Annotated in this window: 15 protein-coding genes; 14 read left to right on the forward strand and 1 reads right to left on the reverse strand. The window is 64.9% G+C overall.

Annotated features, from left to right (window positions below; translation table 11 throughout):
• The first annotated feature begins 5 nt into the window (after positions 1 to 5).
• Genes nuoG through HB681_RS03570 form a run of 11 tightly spaced genes read left to right on the forward strand, consistent with a single transcriptional unit; the run spans position 6 to position 11,177 of the window.
• Positions 6 to 2,186, forward strand: coding sequence for an NADH-quinone oxidoreductase subunit NuoG (gene nuoG, locus HB681_RS03520; protein WP_213953389.1), 2,181 nt, complete (start codon positions 6 to 8; stop codon positions 2,184 to 2,186).
• A complete protein-coding gene (gene nuoH, locus HB681_RS03525) occupies positions 2,183 to 3,259 on the forward strand; it encodes an NADH-quinone oxidoreductase subunit NuoH (protein WP_213953390.1) in 1,077 nt (358 codons plus the stop codon). Before nuoG ends, nuoH begins: the two co-directional genes overlap by 4 nt.
• A gap of 14 nt (positions 3,260 to 3,273) precedes the next feature.
• Positions 3,274 to 3,783 carry an NADH-quinone oxidoreductase subunit NuoI gene (nuoI, locus tag HB681_RS03530; RefSeq protein ID WP_213953391.1) on the forward strand — a complete coding sequence of 170 codons (510 nt, stop codon included), beginning with the start codon at positions 3,274 to 3,276 and terminating at the stop codon, positions 3,781 to 3,783.
• A 28-nt stretch (positions 3,784 to 3,811) separates the two neighbouring features.
• On the forward strand, positions 3,812 to 4,477 hold the full coding sequence (locus HB681_RS03535; RefSeq protein ID WP_213953392.1) for an NADH-quinone oxidoreductase subunit J: 666 nt from the start codon (positions 3,812 to 3,814) through the stop codon (positions 4,475 to 4,477).
• A complete protein-coding gene (gene nuoK / locus HB681_RS03540; RefSeq protein WP_213953393.1) occupies positions 4,474 to 4,782 on the forward strand; it encodes an NADH-quinone oxidoreductase subunit NuoK in 309 nt (102 codons plus the stop codon). Before HB681_RS03535 ends, nuoK begins: the two co-directional genes overlap by 4 nt.
• Positions 4,783 to 4,794: 12 nt before the next feature.
• Entirely contained in the window at positions 4,795 to 6,822 is a 2,028-nt protein-coding gene (nuoL, locus tag HB681_RS03545) for an NADH-quinone oxidoreductase subunit L (RefSeq protein ID WP_213953394.1), read from the forward strand.
• A gap of 24 nt (positions 6,823 to 6,846) precedes the next feature.
• Complete coding sequence (locus HB681_RS03550) at positions 6,847 to 8,322, forward strand: NADH-quinone oxidoreductase subunit M (protein WP_213953395.1); 1,476 nt, start codon at positions 6,847 to 6,849, stop codon at positions 8,320 to 8,322.
• 22 nt (positions 8,323 to 8,344) lie between these two features.
• Positions 8,345 to 9,835, forward strand: coding sequence for an NADH-quinone oxidoreductase subunit NuoN (gene nuoN, locus HB681_RS03555; RefSeq protein ID WP_213953396.1), 1,491 nt, complete (start codon positions 8,345 to 8,347; stop codon positions 9,833 to 9,835).
• A gap of 4 nt (positions 9,836 to 9,839) precedes the next feature.
• A complete protein-coding gene (locus HB681_RS03560) occupies positions 9,840 to 10,157 on the forward strand; it encodes a DUF2818 family protein (RefSeq protein ID WP_213953397.1) in 318 nt (105 codons plus the stop codon).
• Positions 10,150 to 10,740: an NUDIX hydrolase gene (locus HB681_RS03565; protein ID WP_213953398.1), complete on the forward strand. Its 591-nt coding sequence runs from the start codon at positions 10,150 to 10,152 to the stop codon at positions 10,738 to 10,740. The genes HB681_RS03560 and HB681_RS03565 overlap by 8 nt, the downstream gene beginning before the upstream one ends.
• Positions 10,741 to 10,751: 11 nt before the next feature.
• Complete coding sequence (locus tag HB681_RS03570) at positions 10,752 to 11,177, forward strand: DUF1178 family protein (RefSeq protein ID WP_213953399.1); 426 nt, start codon at positions 10,752 to 10,754, stop codon at positions 11,175 to 11,177.
• Positions 11,178 to 11,263: 86 nt separating this feature from the next.
• Here HB681_RS03570 and HB681_RS03575 read toward each other — a convergent pair whose 3' ends face one another.
• Positions 11,264 to 13,051: an ABC transporter transmembrane domain-containing protein gene (locus tag HB681_RS03575; protein WP_213953400.1), complete on the reverse strand. Its 1,788-nt coding sequence runs from the start codon at positions 13,049 to 13,051 to the stop codon at positions 11,264 to 11,266.
• 76 nt (positions 13,052 to 13,127) lie between these two features.
• On the opposite strand from HB681_RS03575, the gene HB681_RS03580 reads away from it, so the two are divergent.
• From HB681_RS03580 to HB681_RS03590, 3 genes are read left to right on the forward strand one after another with little or no spacing between them, the layout of a single operon-like run.
• Complete coding sequence (locus HB681_RS03580; protein WP_213953401.1) at positions 13,128 to 13,679, forward strand: MarR family transcriptional regulator; 552 nt, start codon at positions 13,128 to 13,130, stop codon at positions 13,677 to 13,679.
• Between the two features lie 10 nt (positions 13,680 to 13,689).
• Entirely contained in the window at positions 13,690 to 15,147 is a 1,458-nt protein-coding gene (locus tag HB681_RS03585; RefSeq protein ID WP_213953866.1) for an efflux transporter outer membrane subunit, read from the forward strand.
• Between the two features lie 31 nt (positions 15,148 to 15,178).
• Positions 15,179 to 16,546, forward strand: coding sequence for an efflux RND transporter periplasmic adaptor subunit (locus HB681_RS03590; protein ID WP_213953402.1), 1,368 nt, complete (start codon positions 15,179 to 15,181; stop codon positions 16,544 to 16,546).
• The last annotated feature ends 9 nt before the right edge of the window (positions 16,547 to 16,555 follow it).

Below are 16,555 nucleotides of genomic sequence, written 5' to 3' on the forward strand. Positions count from 1 at the left end.
AACATATGGTTGAACTGGAAATCGACGGCAAGAAGGTGGAGATCGTTGAAGGCAGCATGGTCATGCATGCGGCCGACAAGGCGGGAACCTACATCCCCCACTTCTGCTATCACAAGAAACTCAGCATCGCGGCCAACTGCCGCATGTGCCTCGTCGACGTCGAGAAGGCGCCCAAGCCGATGCCGGCGTGCGCCACGCCGGTGACGCAGGGCATGATCGTCCGCACCAAGAGCGACAAGGCCATCAAGGCCCAGCAATCGGTGATGGAGTTCCTGCTCATCAATCACCCGCTGGACTGCCCGATCTGCGACCAGGGCGGTGAATGCCAACTGCAGGACCTGGCGGTGGGTTACGGTGGCTCGTCGTCGCGCTATGAAGAAGAGAAGCGCGTCGTGTTCCACAAGGACGTCGGCCCGCTGATCAGCATGGAAGAGATGAGCCGCTGCATCCATTGCACGCGCTGCGTCCGCTTCGGCCAGGAAGTGGCCGGCGTGATGGAACTCGGCATGATCCATCGCGGCGAGCATTCCGAGATCACCACGGTGCTCGGCGAGACCGTGGATTCCGAACTCTCGGGCAACATGATCGACATCTGCCCGGTCGGCGCGCTCACCAGCAAGCCCTTCCGCTACAGCGCTCGCACCTGGGAACTGTCGCGCCGCAAGTCGATCGCGCCGCACGATTCATCGGGCGCCAACTTGATCGTGCAGGTCAAGAACAACAAGGTGATGCGCGTCGTTCCGCTCGAGAACGAAGACGTCAACGAATGCTGGATCGCCGATCGCGATCGCTTCTCCTACGAATCGCTCAACAGCGACGAGCGCCTGACGCAGCCGATGCTGAAGCAGGGCGGCAAGTGGCAGGCGGTCGATTGGCAGACTGCGCTCGAATATGTCGCGAACGGCCTGCGCCAGATCAAGACGGACCATGGCGCTTCGGCCATTGGTGCCTTGGTGAGCCCGCACAGCACGGTGGAAGAACTGGCGCTGGCCAGCGGCCTCGTGCGCGGCCTCGGCAGCGACAACATCGACTACCGCCTGCGCAACGCCGACTTCACGCCAGCCAGCGGCATTCGCTGGCTCGGTACCTCGATCGCCTCGCTGTCGCAACTGCAACGCGTCCTCGTCGTCGGTTCGAACCTGCGCAAGGACCATCCGCTGTTCGCGCAACGCATCCGCCAGGCTGCGCGCAAGGGTGGGGCGGTTCACTCGATCAATTCGAGCAAGGAACTCGCTTCGCGTGATGCATGGGCGATGTCGCTCGCGAGCGCGCAGACGGCCTCGTCGGGCGAATGGATCGCGGCGTTGAACAATCTGGCCTCGGCCATCGGGGCCGAGAAGGGCGTTTCTGTGCCTGTCAACGGTGATGCCAGCGACGCCGCCAAGGCGCTTGCCAAGTCCTTGCTCGGCGGCGAACGCAAGGCCATCCTGCTCGGCAACGCTGCCGCCCACCATCCGCAAGCCTCGCAATTGTTGGCCATCGCGCAGTGGATTGGCGAGCAGACCGGTGCCAGCGTCGGCTACCTGACCGAAGCCGCCAACACGGTCGGGGCGCAATGGGTTGGTGCCACGCCGAAGAACGGCGGCCTCAACGCAGCCCAGATGCTGACGGGCGGCCTGAAGGCCGTGATCCTGCTGAACAACGAGCCTGAGTTCGACTCGGCCCTCGGCAGCGATACGCCCGCGGGTCTCGAGCATGCGCAGATGGTCGTGACCTTGAGCCCGTTCAAGGCCAATCTCGCGTTCAGCGATGTGTTGCTGCCGATCGCGCCGTTCACCGAAACACCGGGCACCTTCGTCAATGCCGAAGGCCGCGTGCAGAGCTTCCATGCGGTGGTCAAGCCGCAAGGTGGCGCACGCCCCGGTTGGAAGGTGCTGCGCGTCCTGGGCAACATGCTGGGCCTGCAAGGCTTCGACTTCGAGTCGTCGCAGGAAGTGCTGGCGCAAATCCAGGGCGCCCAGGACGTGGCGACGGCGCAGGTGCCGGCGGATCGTCTGAGCAACGCGGCGCCTGCGGGCATCGATCTGTCTGCCGCAGCGCAAGGCGCCTCCGTCGTGCCGGTAGTCGCTGCCATTTATCAACTCGACGGCCTGGTGCGACGCGCGACTTCGCTTCAGCTGACAGCAGATGCCCGTGGCCAAGCAGTGCGCGGCACTGTTCCGACGCTCGACGGAGTGCCCGCATGATCGACGCCATCTATGGTTTTGGCCGTGGACTGAGTTCCGCGAACTGGTGGGTCGGCGGCGGTTGGCCGGTGATCTGGTCGCTGATCAAGATCGTGGCCGTGCTGCTGCCGTTGCTGGGTGCGGTGGCGTACCTGACCCTGTGGGAGCGCAAGTTCCTGGGCTTCATCCAGGTGCGCTTGGGGCCGAACCGCGTCGGTCCCTTCGGCTTGCTGCAGCCCATCGCTGACGCGTTGAAGCTGCTGACCAAGGAACTGATCAACCCGTCGGCGGCGAGCCAGGGCCTGTTCCGCCTCGGCCCGATCATGGCCATCATGCCGGCGCTCGCCGCGTGGGTGGCGATCCCCTTCGGTCCCGAAGCGGTGCTGGCCAACGTCAATGCCGGCTTGCTGCTGATCATGGCGATCACCTCCATCGAGGTGTATGGCGTGATCATCGCGGGCTGGGCGTCGAATTCGAAGTACGCCTTCCTTGGCGCACTACGCGCCTCCGCTCAGATGGTGAGCTATGAAATCGCCATGGGCTTCTGCCTGGTTGTGGTCATCATGGTGTCGGGCAGCCTGAACCTGGGTGACGTCGTCGCGATGCAAGGCAAGGGCACCTTCGCGAACATGGGCCTGGGCTTCCTGTCGTGGAACTGGCTTCCGCTGCTGCCGATCTTCGTCGTCTATGTGATCTCGGGCGTGGCCGAAACCAATCGCCATCCGTTCGACGTGGTGGAAGGCGAGGCCGAGATCGTGGCGGGTCACATGGTCGAGTACTCCGGCATGGGCTTCGCGATCTTCTTCCTGGCCGAGTACGCCAGCATGTGGCTGGTGGCCATCCTGGCCGCACTGATGTTCCTGGGCGGATGGCTTTCGCCGGTCGGCTTCCTCGATTTCATTCCGGGCTGGATCTGGCTGGGCGCGAAGACCTTCTTCGTGGTCTCGCTGTTCATCTGGATTCGCGGCACCTTCCCGCGCTTCCGTTATGACCAGATCATGCGTCTGGGATGGAAGATCTTCATTCCGGTCACCCTGGTGTGGCTGCTGGTGGTCGGGGGCTGGATGCAGACGCCCTGGAACATCTGGAAATAAGCGGAGAGAAAAAAATGACAGCCGTTGCTGCCTCCTCCTTTTCGGTCAAGGACTTCTTCAAGAGCTTCATGCTCGCGGAATTGTTCAAGGGCATGATGCTGACCGGAAAATACGCGTTCAAGCGCAAGATCACGGTTCAATTCCCCGAGGAAAAGACGCCGCTTTCCCCGCGCTTCCGCGGCCTGCATGCGCTGCGCCGCTATGAAAACGGCGAAGAACGCTGCATTGCCTGCAAGCTTTGCGAGGCCGTGTGTCCGGCGGTGGCGATCACCATCGAGTCGGAAGTGCGCGACGACGGTTCGCGCCGTACCTCGCGCTACGACATCGACCTGACGAAGTGCATCTTCTGCGGCTTCTGCGAAGAAAGCTGCCCGGTCGACTCGATCGTCGAAACCCACATCCTCGAATACCACGGCGAAAAGCGCGGCGACCTGTATTTCACGAAGGAAATGCTGCTGGCCGTGGGCGACCGCTACGAAAACGAGATCGTGGCCGCCAAGGCCGCGGACGCGAAGTACCGCTAAACGGCAGACGCCCCGAAGAAAAAAATCCATGGACGTCAAGACTGGCTTCTTCTATCTGTTCTCGGTCGTGCTGCTGTTCGCAGCCTTCCGGGTGATCACCGCGCGCAATCCCGTGCATGCGGTGCTGTACCTGATGCTCGCGTTCTCGCAGGCATCGGCGGTGTGGCTGCTGCTGCGGGCCGAGTTCCTGGCCATCGTGCTGGTGCTTGTGTACCTGGGCGCCGTGATGGTGCTGTTCCTGTTCGTCGTGATGATGCTGGACCTCAACATCGACAGCCTGCGACAGGGCTTCTGGAAGCACTTCCCGTTGGCGGCGCTCGTCGGCGTGGTCATCGCGCTTGAAATGGCCTACGTGTTGATGGGTGGCTTCCGCCAGTTGCCGGCAGCGGCGCAGGCAGCCGCCAGCCAGGTCTCCAACACCAAGGCGCTGGGCATCCTGCTCTACACCGAATATCTCTACCCCGTGCAGATCGCGGCCGTCATCCTCGTGGTGGCGATGATCGCGGCCATTGCGCTGACGCTGCGCGCGCGGAAGGACACCAAGTTCGTTCACGTCGATGACCAGGTCAAGGTCAAGGCGCGCGATCGCATGGCGCTGGTCAAGCTGGCGGCGACACAACCGCCACAAGCGCCGGCATCCCCGGCCACGCCAGCAGAAGGCGCCCCGGCGGCCGCAGCGGAGAAAAAAGCATGACCTTGTCGCTCCATCATTACCTGTCGCTTGGCGCGATGCTGTTCGCGATGGCGGTCGTCGGCATCTTCCTCAACCGCAAGAACCTGATCGTGCTGCTGATGTGCATCGAACTGATGCTGCTCGCGGTCAACATGAACTTCGTCGCGTTCTCGCACTACCTGGGCGACATGCACGGCCAGGTGTTCGTGTTCTTCATCCTGACAGTGGCTGCGGCCGAGTCGGCCATCGGGCTGGCGCTGCTGGTGCTCCTGTTCCGCAACAAGTCGAACATCAACGTCGACGAACTGAACGCACTCAAGGGATAACAAGAGATCACCATGAGCGCAACGCTTTCCGCATCCACCCTGCTGGTCGTGCCATTGGCGCCGCTGGTCGGCGCCGTCGTCTCGGGCGTGTTCGGGACCAAGTTCGCCGGCGACCGCCTTGGCCGCACGGTGACCCATTCGCTGACCATCCTCGGCGTGTTCGTGGCTTTCGTCATCTCGGCGCTGACGCTCAAGAGCGTAGTGTCCGACGGCGCCCGCTTCAACGAGACCATCTACGAATGGATGGTCGTCGGCGGGCTGAAGATGGAGATCGGCTTCCTCATCGACGGCCTCACGGCCATGATGATGTGTGTCGTGACCTTCGTATCGCTGATGGTGCACATCTATACCATCGGCTACATGCAGGAAGACGATGGCTATAACCGCTTCTTCGCGTACATCTCGCTGTTCACTTTCTCGATGTTGATGCTCGTGATGAGCAACAACATGCTGCAGCTGTTCTTCGGCTGGGAAGCGGTGGGCCTGGTGTCGTATCTGCTGATCGGCTTCTGGTACAACCGCCCGACCGCGATTTTCGCGAACATGAAGGCCTTCCTGGTCAACCGCGTGGGTGACTTTGGCTTCATCCTCGGCATCGGCCTCATCGCGGCCTACGCCGGTACGCTGAGCTACGCCGAGGCCTTTGCCAAGGCCGACAGCCTGGCCAAGCTGACCTTCCCCGGCACCGAGTGGATGCTGATCACGGTCATCTGCATCTGCCTGTTCATCGGTGCGATGGGCAAGAGCGCGCAATTCCCGCTGCACGTGTGGCTGCCCGACTCGATGGAAGGCCCGACGCCCATCTCCGCGCTGATCCACGCGGCCACGATGGTGACGGCCGGCATCTTCATGGTGGCGCGCATGTCGCCGCTGTTCGAACTGAGCGACACGGCACTGAGCTTCGTGCTGGTGATCGGTGCGATCACGGCGCTGTTCATGGGGTTCCTCGGCATCATCCAGAACGACATCAAGCGCGTGGTGGCGTACTCGACGCTCTCGCAGCTGGGCTACATGACGGTGGCGCTGGGCGCCTCCGCCTATTCGGTCGCGGTGTTCCACCTGATGACGCACGCCTTCTTCAAGGCGCTGCTGTTCCTCGGGGCGGGCTCGGTCATCATCGGCATGCACCACAACCAGGACATCCGCTGGATGGGCGGCGTGCGCAAGTACATGCCGATCACCTGGATCACTTCGCTGCTGGGTTCGCTGGCGCTGATCGGCACGCCGTTCTTCGCGGGCTTCTACTCCAAGGACAGCATCATCGAAGCGGTCCATGAGAGCCACCTGTGGGGCTCGGGCTTTGCCTACTTCGCCGTGATGGCCGGCGTGTTCGTGACGGCTTTCTATTCGTTCCGCATGTACTTCCTCGTGTTCCACGGGAAGGAGCGCTACGACCAGAACCCCGACGCGCACCACGACGACCATCACGGCCATGACGATCACCACGGGCACGATGCCAAGCCGCACGAGTCGCCGTGGGTGGTCTGGCTGCCGCTGGTGCTGCTGGCCATTCCCTCCGTGGTGATCGGCTTCATGACGATCGACCCGATGCTGTTCGGCGAATTCTTCAAGGACGCGATCGCGGTCGACGGCACCAGGCATCATGCGATGAAGGAATTGGAAGAAGCCTTCCATGGCCCGGTCGCCATGGCCCTCCACGGCTTCACGTCACCGCCGTTCTGGCTGGCGCTGGCCGGCGTGGCTCTCTCGTACTACATGTACATGATCAACCCGGCGCTGCCGGCCGCGATCAAGCGCATGTTCAGCCCGATCTACAACCTGCTCGAGAACAAGTACTACATGGACTGGTTCAACGAGAACGTCATTGCACGCGCCACGCGGGCACTTGGGACCGGTCTGTGGAAGGGCGGCGACCAGGCCATCATCGACGGCGCGATCGTCAATGGCTCCTGGAAGCTGGTCGGCCGTATTTCCGCCGCGGTGCGCTGGTTGCAGACCGGCTACATCTATCACTACGCATTCGCGATGCTGCTTGGCGTCTTCGTCCTGATGACGTACTTCATCTGGGTCAAGCCTTAAACGGCAGGCTGGAGAAAAAGAAAAATGGGTTTGTTGAGCCTTGCCATCTGGATGCCGATCATCATCGGCGCCGTGCTGCTGGCGTTCGGTCGCGAAGAGCAGGCGCGCATGGTGCGCTGGGTCGCACTCGTCGGCTCCATCGCGAGCTTCCTGGTCACGATACCGCTGTACACGCGCTTCGACATCACGACTGCGAAGATGCAGTTCGTGGAGAAGGCGAGCTGGATCGATCGTTTCCACATCAATTACCACGTCGGCGTCGACGGCATCTCGCTCTGGCTGGTGCTGCTGACCGCCTTCATCACCGTGGTGGTGGTGATCTCCGCGTGGGAAGTGATCACCGAACGCGTGAACCAGTACATGGCCGCGTTCCTGATCCTGTCGGGCTTCATGATCGGCGTGTTCAGCGCGCTCGACGGCATCCTGTTCTATGTGTTCTTCGAGGCCACGCTGATTCCGATGTACCTGATCATCGGTATCTGGGGCGGCCCGAACAAGATCTACGCTGCGTTCAAGTTCTTCCTCTACACGCTGCTCGGCTCGCTGTTGACGCTGGTTGCGCTGGTCTACCTCTACAACACCTCGGGCGGCAGCTTCGACATCCTGAGCTGGCACCAGTTGAAGCTGAGTGGCACCGCGCAGACGCTGTTGTTCTTTGCGTTCTTCGCAGCCTTCGCGGTCAAGGTCCCGATGTGGCCGGTGCACACGTGGTTGCCCGATGTGCACGTCGAGGCGCCGACCGGCGGCTCCGCCGTGCTGGCGGCCATCATGCTGAAGCTCGGTGCCTATGGCTTCCTGCGCTTCTCCTTGCCGATCGCGCCGGACGCATCGCACGAGTGGGCCTGGCTCATCATCGCCTTGTCGGTCATTGCCGTGATCTACGTCGGCCTGGTGGCGCTGGTCCAGCAGGACATGAAGAAGCTGGTGGCTTATTCGTCGGTGGCCCACATGGGTTTCGTGACGCTCGGCTTCTTCATCTTCAGCGACCTCGGCGTGTCGGGCGGCATCGTGCAGATGATCTCGCACGGCTTCGTGTCGGCCGCGATGTTCCTTTGCATCGGCGTGTTGTATGACCGCGTGCATTCGCGGCAGATCGCGGACTACGGCGGCGTGGTCAACACCATGCCCAAGTTCGCTGCTTTCGCGCTGCTGTTCGCGATGGCCAATTGCGGCTTGCCGGCCACTGCCGGGTTCGTGGGCGAGTGGATGGTGATCCTCGGTGCGGTCAAGGCCAACTTCTGGCTCGGCTTCGCGGCGGCCACGGCGCTGATCTTCGGCGCGGCCTACACGCTGTGGATGTACAAGCGCGTCTACCTCGGCGAGCCCGGCAACGACCACGTCAAGGAACTGTCGGACATCAACGGGCGCGAGTTCCTGATGCTGTCCCTGCTGGCGATCGCCACCTTGTGGATGGGTATCTATCCGAAGCCCTTTACCGACGTGATGAACGCTTCGGTGGGTGAATTGCTGCGCCACGTCGCCGTGTCGAAGCTGCCTTGAACCCGCTGAAGAAGAGAACGAGATGATTGACAAACTCAGCTGGCTGGCGCCGATCTACCCCGAGGTCGTTTTGCTGGCGATGGCCTGCATCATTTGCCTGGTCGACCTGTCTGACACCAGCCCGCGCCGCTCGCGCACCTACTTGCTGACGTCTCTGACACTGGCCGTCGTGGCCTTGCTGACCGGCCTCAACGCGGCCGGCGGAACCACCGTCTATGCCTTTGGCGGCCTGGTGGTGAGCGATCCGATGGGCAACTGGCTCAAGTGCTTCGCCACCATCGCGCTGATGGTGACGCTGGTCTATGGTCGCCCGTACGCGGCCGATCGCGGCATGTTGCGTGGCGGCGAGATGTTCACCATCAGCATGTTCGCGCTGCTGGGCATCTTCGTGATGATGTCGGGCGCCAACTTCCTGATGATCTACCTTGGTCTCGAGTTGCTGACGCTGTCGAGCTATGCGCTGGTGGCACTGCGCCGCGACAACGCGGTGGCGAGCGAGGCGGCGATGAAGTACTTCGTGCTCGGCGCCATGGCGAGCGGCTTCCTGCTGTACGGCATGTCGATGATGTACGGCGCCACCGGTTCGCTCGACATCAACGAGGTCTACAAGGCCATCGCGAGCCGCAAGGTGGATCACCAGGTGCTGGTGTTCGGCCTGGTGTTCATCGTCTCGGGCCTGGCCTTCAAGGTCGGCGCCGCGCCGTTCCACATGTGGGTCCCGGACGTGTACCAGGGGGCGCCGACGGCGGTGACGCTGCTGATCGGCGCCGCGCCGGAACTGGCCGCCTTCGCGATCATCATCCGCCTGTTGGTGGAGGGCCTGTTGCCGCTCGCGATCGACTGGCAGCAGATGCTCGCCGTGCTGGCCGTGGCCTCGCTGCTGGTCGGCAACCTGGCGGCGATTGCGCAAAGCAACCTGAAGCGGATGCTGGCCTTCTCGACGATCGCGCAGATGGGCTTCCTGCTGCTCGGCCTCGTCGCGGGCGTGGTCAACGACAACACCTACAACGCCCAGTACGCGTACAGCGCATCGATGTTCTACGTCATCAGCTACGTGCTGACGACGCTGGCGAGCTTCGGCATCATCCTGCTGCTGGCGCGCGAAGGGTTCGAGAGCGAGGAGATCGTCGACCTGGCAGGTCTCAACCAACGCAGCCCGCTGTATGCCGGCGTGATGGCGATCGCGATGTTCTCGCTGGCAGGCTTGCCGCCGCTGGTCGGCTTCGATGCCAAGTTCGCGGTGCTGCAGGCGCTCATCGCGTCGGGCCAGCCGATCTACATCGGGCTCGCGGTGTTCGCCGTGATGATGTCGCTGGTCGGCTCGTTCTACTACCTGCGCGTGGTCAAGGTCATGTATTTCGATGAGCCGGTGACGGCGACGACGGTGTCGGCGCCTTTCGACGTGCGCACGGTGCTGTCGATCAATGGTGCGTTGATCCTGATCCTGGGCATCCTGCCGGGCGGCCTCATGACGCTCTGCGCGAAGGCGATCGTGGCCACGCTGGCCACCTGACCGCGTGTCGCAGGCGGCGTCGTGCTGGGTGGTCCTGCTGGTGGCGCTGGTCGCTGCCAACCTGCCTTTTGTCAACGAACGCTTGATGGCCGTGGTGCCGCTGGCGGGGCGCGGCAAGCCGCTTGCACTTCGGGTCGCCGAACTGGTGGTCCTGTATTTCCTGGCAGGCGGTGTCGGCATGCTCTTCGAGCGTCGCGTGGGGCAGATCGCCCCGCAAGGCTGGGAGTTCTATGCCGTGACGGGCGCACTGTTCCTGGTGCTGGCCTTCCCCGGCTTCACCTGGCGCTACCTCCTCAAACATCGCAAGGGCGGCCATGCCTGATTCACATCTGAGAGAAGAACCCACGGACAGCCAGTTGCTGTTCGAGGGCAAGTTCCTGGTGGCGCGGCGCGACACGGTTCGCCTGCCTGACGGGCACAGCGCCACGCGCGAATACGTGGTGCATCCGGGCGCCGTGGTCGTGGTGCCCCTGCTCGACGATGGGCGGGTGGTGCTGGAGCGGCAATTCCGCTATCCGATCGGGCACGTGATGACGGAGTTTCCTGCCGGCAAGCTCGACGCGGGCGAGGATCCATTCGTTTGCGGGCAGCGCGAACTGCTGGAAGAAACGGGCTACCGCGCACGCGAGTGGGCGCATGCGGGAGCGATGCACCTGGCCGTGGCCTATTCGACGGAGATCATCCACGTGTATTTCGCGCGGGGGCTGGAGCTTGGCGCGCGCCAGCTCGACCACGGCGAGTTTCTCGACGTGATCACTGCAACGACCGAGGAATTGCTGGCATGGTGCCGGGATGGCACCGTGACAGACGCCAAGACCCTGACCTGCGCGCTGTGGCTGCAGAACGTGCAGTCGGGCGCGTGGTCACTCGACTGGAAGCCCCTGGACGGAGCGGGCGGGGCCTGATAATTGGCGGCATGAAGGTCCTCAACCTCCAATGCGCGCTGGGGCATGGCTTCGAAGGGTGGTTCGCGTCCAACGAAGCGTTCGAGACGCAGCTCGCCGGCGGACTGGTCGAATGCCCGGTTTGCAGCGACACCCGGGTCACGAAGTTACTCAGCGCGCCTCGCATCAACCTGGGCGCCGTGGCGCCTTCGCAGCCCGGCGCACCGGCGGCCGAAGCTTCGGCGCGCTGGATGCAGGCCGCGCGTGAACTGATGGCGAAGACCGAGGACGTGGGTGATCGCTTTGCCGACGAGGCCCGCAAGATCCACTACGGAGAAGCGACTGACCGGGGTATCCGAGGTCAAGCCACGCGCGAGCAGGCCGAGGCGCTGGCGGAGGAGGGCATTCCCGTGCTCCAGCTGCCGATCCCGGCGGCACTCAAGGAAACGCTGCAATAGCGGCGTCGACCGGCGCTCCATCCGTGGGGCACGGCCCGGCTCGTCGCTGAGCCTTGCGCCTTGCAACCGGCCGCGAAAGCGCTTCCTCAGGCGGCGAACTGCAATGCAGCCAGGCGCGCGTAGACCCCGCCCTGCGCCACCAGCGTCGCGTGATTTCCCTGCTCCACGATGCCGCCGTGGTCGAGCACGATGATGCGGTCTGCCTTCTGCACCGTGGCCAGCCGGTGCGCGATCACGAGGGTGGTGCGACCTTCCATCGCGGATTCCAGCGCGGCCTGCACCATGCGTTCGCTTTCGGCGTCGAGCGCGCTGGTGGCTTCGTCGAGCAGCAGCAGCGGCGGGTTCTTGAGGATGGCGCGCGCTATGGCGATGCGCTGGCGCTGGCCGCCCGACAGGCGCACGCCGCGCTCGCCCAGGAAGGTGTCGTAGCCCTCGGGCAGGGCGCGCAGGAAGTCGTCGGCAAACGCGGCGCGGGCGGCTTCGTGGACCTCGGCCTCGGTGGCTTCCGGACGTCCGTAGCGGATGTTTTCCAGTGCGCTGGTCGAGAAGATCACGGCATCCTGCGGCACCAGCCCGATGCGGTGGCGCAGCTGGTCGAGCGAGAGTTCGGTCAACTGCGCGTTGTCCAGCACGATGCGGCCCGACTGCGGGTCGTAGTAGCGCAGCAGCAACTGGAACACCGTGCTCTTGCCCGCGCCGCTGGAGCCGACCAGCGCCACCGTTTCGCCGGGCGCCACGTCCAGGCTGAAGTGGCGCAGCGCCGGCGTTTGTGGCCGCGAGGGGTAGTGGAAGCCAACGTCCTCGAGGCGGATCGCGCTGCCGGCGGCGGGCACTGGCGTTTGCGCCGGGTTCGCTGGCGACACGATGGCCGATTCCGCATGCAGCAGTTCCATCAGGCGCTCGGTCGCGCCCGCGGCCCGCAAGAGGTCGCCATACACCTCGCCCAGCACCGCGGCCGAGCTGGCCAGGATGATCACGTAGACCACGGTCTGGCCCAAGTGCCCCGCCGTGATGTCGCCATGCAGCACCGCCTGCGTGCCCTGGTACAGGCCCCACAGCAGCGCGGCCGAGGTCGCGATGATGATGAAGGCCACCAGCACCGAGCGCGCCTTAGTGCGCCGCACGGCGGTGAGGAAGGCATGTTGCGTCGAAGTGCCGAAGCGCTCGGCCTCGCGCGCCTCGGCCGTATAGCTCTGCACCACCGGAATGGCATTGAGCACTTCGGCGGCGATGGCGCTGGAGTCCGCCACGCGGTCCTGGCTGGCGCGCGAGAGCTTGCGCACGCGGCGCCCGAACCACATGCTCGGCAGCACCACCAGCACCAGGATCAGCAGCACCTGGAACATCACATAAGGGTTGGTCCATACCAGCATGGCCAGCGCGCCCGCGCCCATCACCGCGTTGCGCAAGCCCATGCTCAGCGAGGAGCCGACCACGGTCTGCACGAGGGTGGTGTCGGCGGTCAGGCGGGACAGCACCTCGCCGGTCTGCGTGGTCTCGAAGAAGGCGGGGCTTTGCCGCAACACGTGGGAGTACACCGCATTGCGCAGGTCGGCCGTGATGCGTTCGCCGAGCCAGCTCACGGTGTAGAAGCGTGCAGCCGAGAACATGCCGAGCGCCACCGCCACGCCGAACAGCGCCAGGAAGTGGTCGCGCAGCGCCATCGTCTGCTCACCCTTGTCGGTGGAAACGAGGCCGCCGTCGATCAGGCTGCGCAAGGCCATCGGGAAGATCAGCGTGGTGACAGCCGCCAGCACCAGGAACAGGGCCGCGAGCGAGATCTGGAGTCGGTAGGGCCGCAGGAAGGGCCTCAGGCCGGAGAGCGATTGGGGCGAGCCCTTCGCAGGGGAAGACGTCGAAGCGATTGCAGCCATGTATGCATTGTAACTATCCCCTGCCGATACAAAGGTCGCCTTGACAATAATTGCCGAGGCAACTAATATTCAGGCCATGACAGTTCGTGACATTCCTGCGTCTCTCGGTGCTCCCGATGCCGATCCGGAGCGCGCCGTGCCGAGCTTTTACACGGGCGAAAACTATCGCTCGGAAGAGAGCATCGGCTACCTGATGCGTCGCATCATGACGGCGGTGGGGCAGTCGGTCGAACTCAACATGTGTGAGCCCGGCAGCCCGACCTTCCCGCAATGGGTGCCGCTGCACAAGCTGCACATGGGACAGGCCGCCACGGTGGCCGAACTGGCGCGAGAATGCCAGCTCGACAACGGCGCCATGACGCGCCTGCTCGACCGTCTCGAAGCCAAGGGCCTGTGCCGCCGCGTGCGCTCGGTGGCCGACCGCCGGGTGGTCAACATCGAACTGACCGACGAAGGCCGCATCGCCGCCGAGCAGGTGCCCTACATCCTGAGTCGCGTGCAGAACGAGCACCTGGCCGGCTTCAGCCCCGAAGAGTGGGAACAGCTCAAGAACTTCCTGCGCCGCATCCTCGACAACGCACAGGCCCTGTCGGCCCGTGGAGAAAAAAATGACCCTTCTTCCTCCTGATTCCCTTGCCATGAAGACGGCGCGCCGAGGCACCGCCGTGGCCGCCGCCGCGCTGGCGCTGCTGCTGGCCGGTTGTGCCGAGATGGGCCACATCGACTCCGCTGCCCAGATGCGCGACGCGGCGGCGCTAGACCTGCCCGCCCAAGCCGCGCCGGAAGTGACTGTGGCAAGTCAATGGTGGCTGGCCTTCGGCGACACCCAGCTCAACGCGCTGGTCGACCAGGCCTTGCAGGGCAACCCGAACCTGCAGGTGGCACAAGCCCGCATCGCCCGCGCACGGGCGCAGAGCCAGGTGGTCGGCGCCGCGGAGCTGCCGCAAGTCGGCGCTGGCCTCGACCTGACGCGCCAGCTGTTCAGCGAGACCTACATCTACCCGCCACCGCTCGGCGGATCGATCCAGGAGACCGGCACGTTGCAGCTCAACGGCAGCTGGGAGATCGACTTCTTCGGCAAGAACCGTTCGGCCCTGAATGCCGCCATCGGCGCGACCAATGCTGCCGCCGCGGACGCCGACGCGGCGCGTGTGCTGCTCGCCAGCAACGTGGTGCGCGGCTATCTGCAATGGGCCCGCTGGAACGACCAGCTGGTGGTCGCCAAGCGCACGCTGGCCCAGCGCCAAGAGACCTTGCGCCTGGTGCGCGACCGCGTCTCGGCCGGACTCGACACCCGCCTGCAATTGCGCCAGAGCGAAGGCGGCATCCCCGAGGCACGCCAGCAGATGGAGGCGATCACCGAGCAGATCGCGTTGTCGCAGCATGCGCTCGACGCGTTGGTCGGCCAGCCCAATGCCACCGCCAACCTGAAGTCGCCCGAACTGACGGCGATCCGCAACATCGCGCTGCAACCGGTGTTGCCGGCCGACCTGCTCGGGCGCCGTGCCGACATCGCCGCAGCACGCTGGCGCGTCGAGGCCGCCATGCAGGACGTGAAGAACGCGAAGACCCAGTTCTATCCCAACGTCAACCTGGTCGCCTTCGCCGGCTTCCAGTCGATCGGCGTCGATTCGCTGTTGAAGTCGGCCAGCCAGCAGTGGGGCATCGGCCCGGCGATCCGCCTGCCGATCTTCGAAGGCGGCAGGCTGCGTGCCAACCTGCGCGGCAAGTCGGCCGACCTCGATGCGTCCATCGAGAGCTACAACACCACCGTGCTGGACGCCGTGCGCGACGTGGCCGATTCGGTGACTTCCGTGCAGTCGGTGGTGCGCCAGCAGGCCCAGCAGCGCGAAGCACAGGCCGCAGCCGAAAGCGCCTACGACATCGCGATGCAGCGATACGGCGCAGGGCTCGGGAACTTCCTCGACGTCCTGTCGGCCGAAACCACCGTGCTGCTGCAGCGCCGCCAGGGTGTCGATCTCGCGGCCCGCGCACTCGACACGCAAGTCGGCCTGGCCCGCGCCCTCGGCGGCGGCTGGCAGCCGACCCCGGAGACCAGCACTGCCGCGCTGGTCGCCCCCAACAAGATCCAGTGAACGCATCACCACCCATTCAGAGAGCCCACAAATGACTGACACCGCCAACACCAGCCCCGCTGCAGAAGCACCGGCAGCCGTCCCCGCACCCAACGGCAAGCGTCGCCGTGCACTCACCGCGCTCGCGGCCGTCGTCGTCATCGCCGGCGGCGCGTGGGGCGCCTATGAGTGGCTGGTCGCGAGCCACTACGAGGACACCGACAACGCCTACGTTCAGGGCAACGTCATCCAGATCACGCCGCAGATCAGCGGCACCGTGATGTCCATCAGCGCCGACGACACCGATTTCGTGAAGGCGGGCCAGCCGCTGGTGCAGTTCGACCCGGCCGATGCCAGGGTTGCGCTGGAGCAGTCCGAGGCCGCGCTGGCCCAGGCCGTGCGCCAGGTGCGCACGCTCTATGCCAACAACGGTTCGCTCGCGGCCCAGGTCAACCTGCGCCAGGCCGACATCGTGCGCGCCCAGAGCGACATCGAACGCGCCCAGGAGGACCTGAAGCGCCGCCAGGCGCTTTCCGGCAACGGCGCCGTGTCGAAGGAAGAACTGAGCCACTCGGAGACGGCGCTGTCGAACGCCAGGAGCCAGTTGGCGGCGGCGCAGGCCGGCGTGGTGTCGGCGCGCGAGCAACTGGTGAGCAACCAGTCGCTGACCGAAGGGACCAGCATCGAGAAGCACCCCGCCGTGCTCGCCGCCGCCGCCAAGGTGCGCGAGGCCTACCTGGCCACGCAACGCGTTGCCATGCCAGCGCCGGTCGATGGCTACGTCGCCAGGCGCACCGTCCAGCTGGGCCAGCGCGTCGCGGCCGGCACGCCGATGATGTCGATCGTGCCGCTGAACCAGGTCTGGGTCGATGCCAACTTCAAGGAAGTGCAGTTGCGCAACATCCGCCTCGGCCAGCCGGTGAAGATGACCGCCGACCTGTACGGCAAGAAGGTCGAGTACACCGGCAAGGTCGCAGGCCTGGGCGTGGGCACTGGGTCCGCCTTTGCGCTGCTGCCCGCGCAGAACGCGACCGGCAACTGGATCAAGGTGGTGCAGCGCGTACCGGTTCGCATCTCGCTCGACCCCGAGCAGCTCAAGACCAATCCGCTGCGCGTGGGCCTGTCGATGGATGCGACCATCGACGTGTCGAACAAGGACGGCAAGATGCTGGCCGATGCTCCGCGCGCCGCGGCGTTTTCGCAGACCGCTGTCTATAGCGCGCTGAACGAGGGCGCCGAAGCCGTGGTCAACGGCATCATCGCGGCCAACGTGGGCGGTGCGCGTGCGCCCCAGGCCGGCAAGCAGCCGGGCACACCGGCGCCAGCGCCAGCGGTGCCCAGCCCGGGCGCCTCGGCCGAGCCGCCGCAAGCCAGCGGTCCGCACTCGGCGGCGGTCGCGCTGTCGATGCCGCGCAGCTGATCCCCCGGT

The organism is Variovorax sp. dw_954, assembly GCF_018449755.1.
Lineage (GTDB): Bacteria > Pseudomonadota > Gammaproteobacteria > Burkholderiales > Burkholderiaceae_C > Variovorax.

Bases quoted from the DNA above. Each gene is read 5' to 3' on its own strand.
- HB681_RS03550 (WP_213953395.1), top strand. From the start codon at position 6,847: ATGGGTTTGTTGAGCCTTGCCATCTGGATGCCGATCATCATCGGCGCC.
- HB681_RS03535 (WP_213953392.1), top strand. From the start codon at position 3,812: ATGGACGTCAAGACTGGCTTCTTCTATCTGTTCTCGGTCGTGCTGCTG.
- HB681_RS03565 (WP_213953398.1), top strand. From the start codon at position 10,150: ATGCCTGATTCACATCTGAGAGAAGAACCCACGGACAGCCAGTTGCTG.
- nuoN (WP_213953396.1), top strand. From the start codon at position 8,345: ATGATTGACAAACTCAGCTGGCTGGCGCCGATCTACCCCGAGGTCGTT.
- nuoG (WP_213953389.1), top strand. From the start codon at position 6: ATGGTTGAACTGGAAATCGACGGCAAGAAGGTGGAGATCGTTGAAGGC.
- HB681_RS03585 (WP_213953866.1), top strand. From the start codon at position 13,690: ATGAAGACGGCGCGCCGAGGCACCGCCGTGGCCGCCGCCGCGCTGGCG.
- HB681_RS03570 (WP_213953399.1), top strand. From the start codon at position 10,752: ATGAAGGTCCTCAACCTCCAATGCGCGCTGGGGCATGGCTTCGAAGGG.
- HB681_RS03580 (WP_213953401.1), top strand. From the start codon at position 13,128: ATGACAGTTCGTGACATTCCTGCGTCTCTCGGTGCTCCCGATGCCGAT.
- nuoI (WP_213953391.1), top strand. From the start codon at position 3,274: ATGACAGCCGTTGCTGCCTCCTCCTTTTCGGTCAAGGACTTCTTCAAG.
- HB681_RS03590 (WP_213953402.1), top strand. From the start codon at position 15,179: ATGACTGACACCGCCAACACCAGCCCCGCTGCAGAAGCACCGGCAGCC.
- nuoL (WP_213953394.1), top strand. From the start codon at position 4,795: ATGAGCGCAACGCTTTCCGCATCCACCCTGCTGGTCGTGCCATTGGCG.
- nuoK (WP_213953393.1), top strand. From the start codon at position 4,474: ATGACCTTGTCGCTCCATCATTACCTGTCGCTTGGCGCGATGCTGTTC.
- HB681_RS03575 (WP_213953400.1), bottom strand. From the start codon at position 13,051: ATGGCTGCAATCGCTTCGACGTCTTCCCCTGCGAAGGGCTCGCCCCAA.
- nuoH (WP_213953390.1), top strand. From the start codon at position 2,183: ATGATCGACGCCATCTATGGTTTTGGCCGTGGACTGAGTTCCGCGAAC.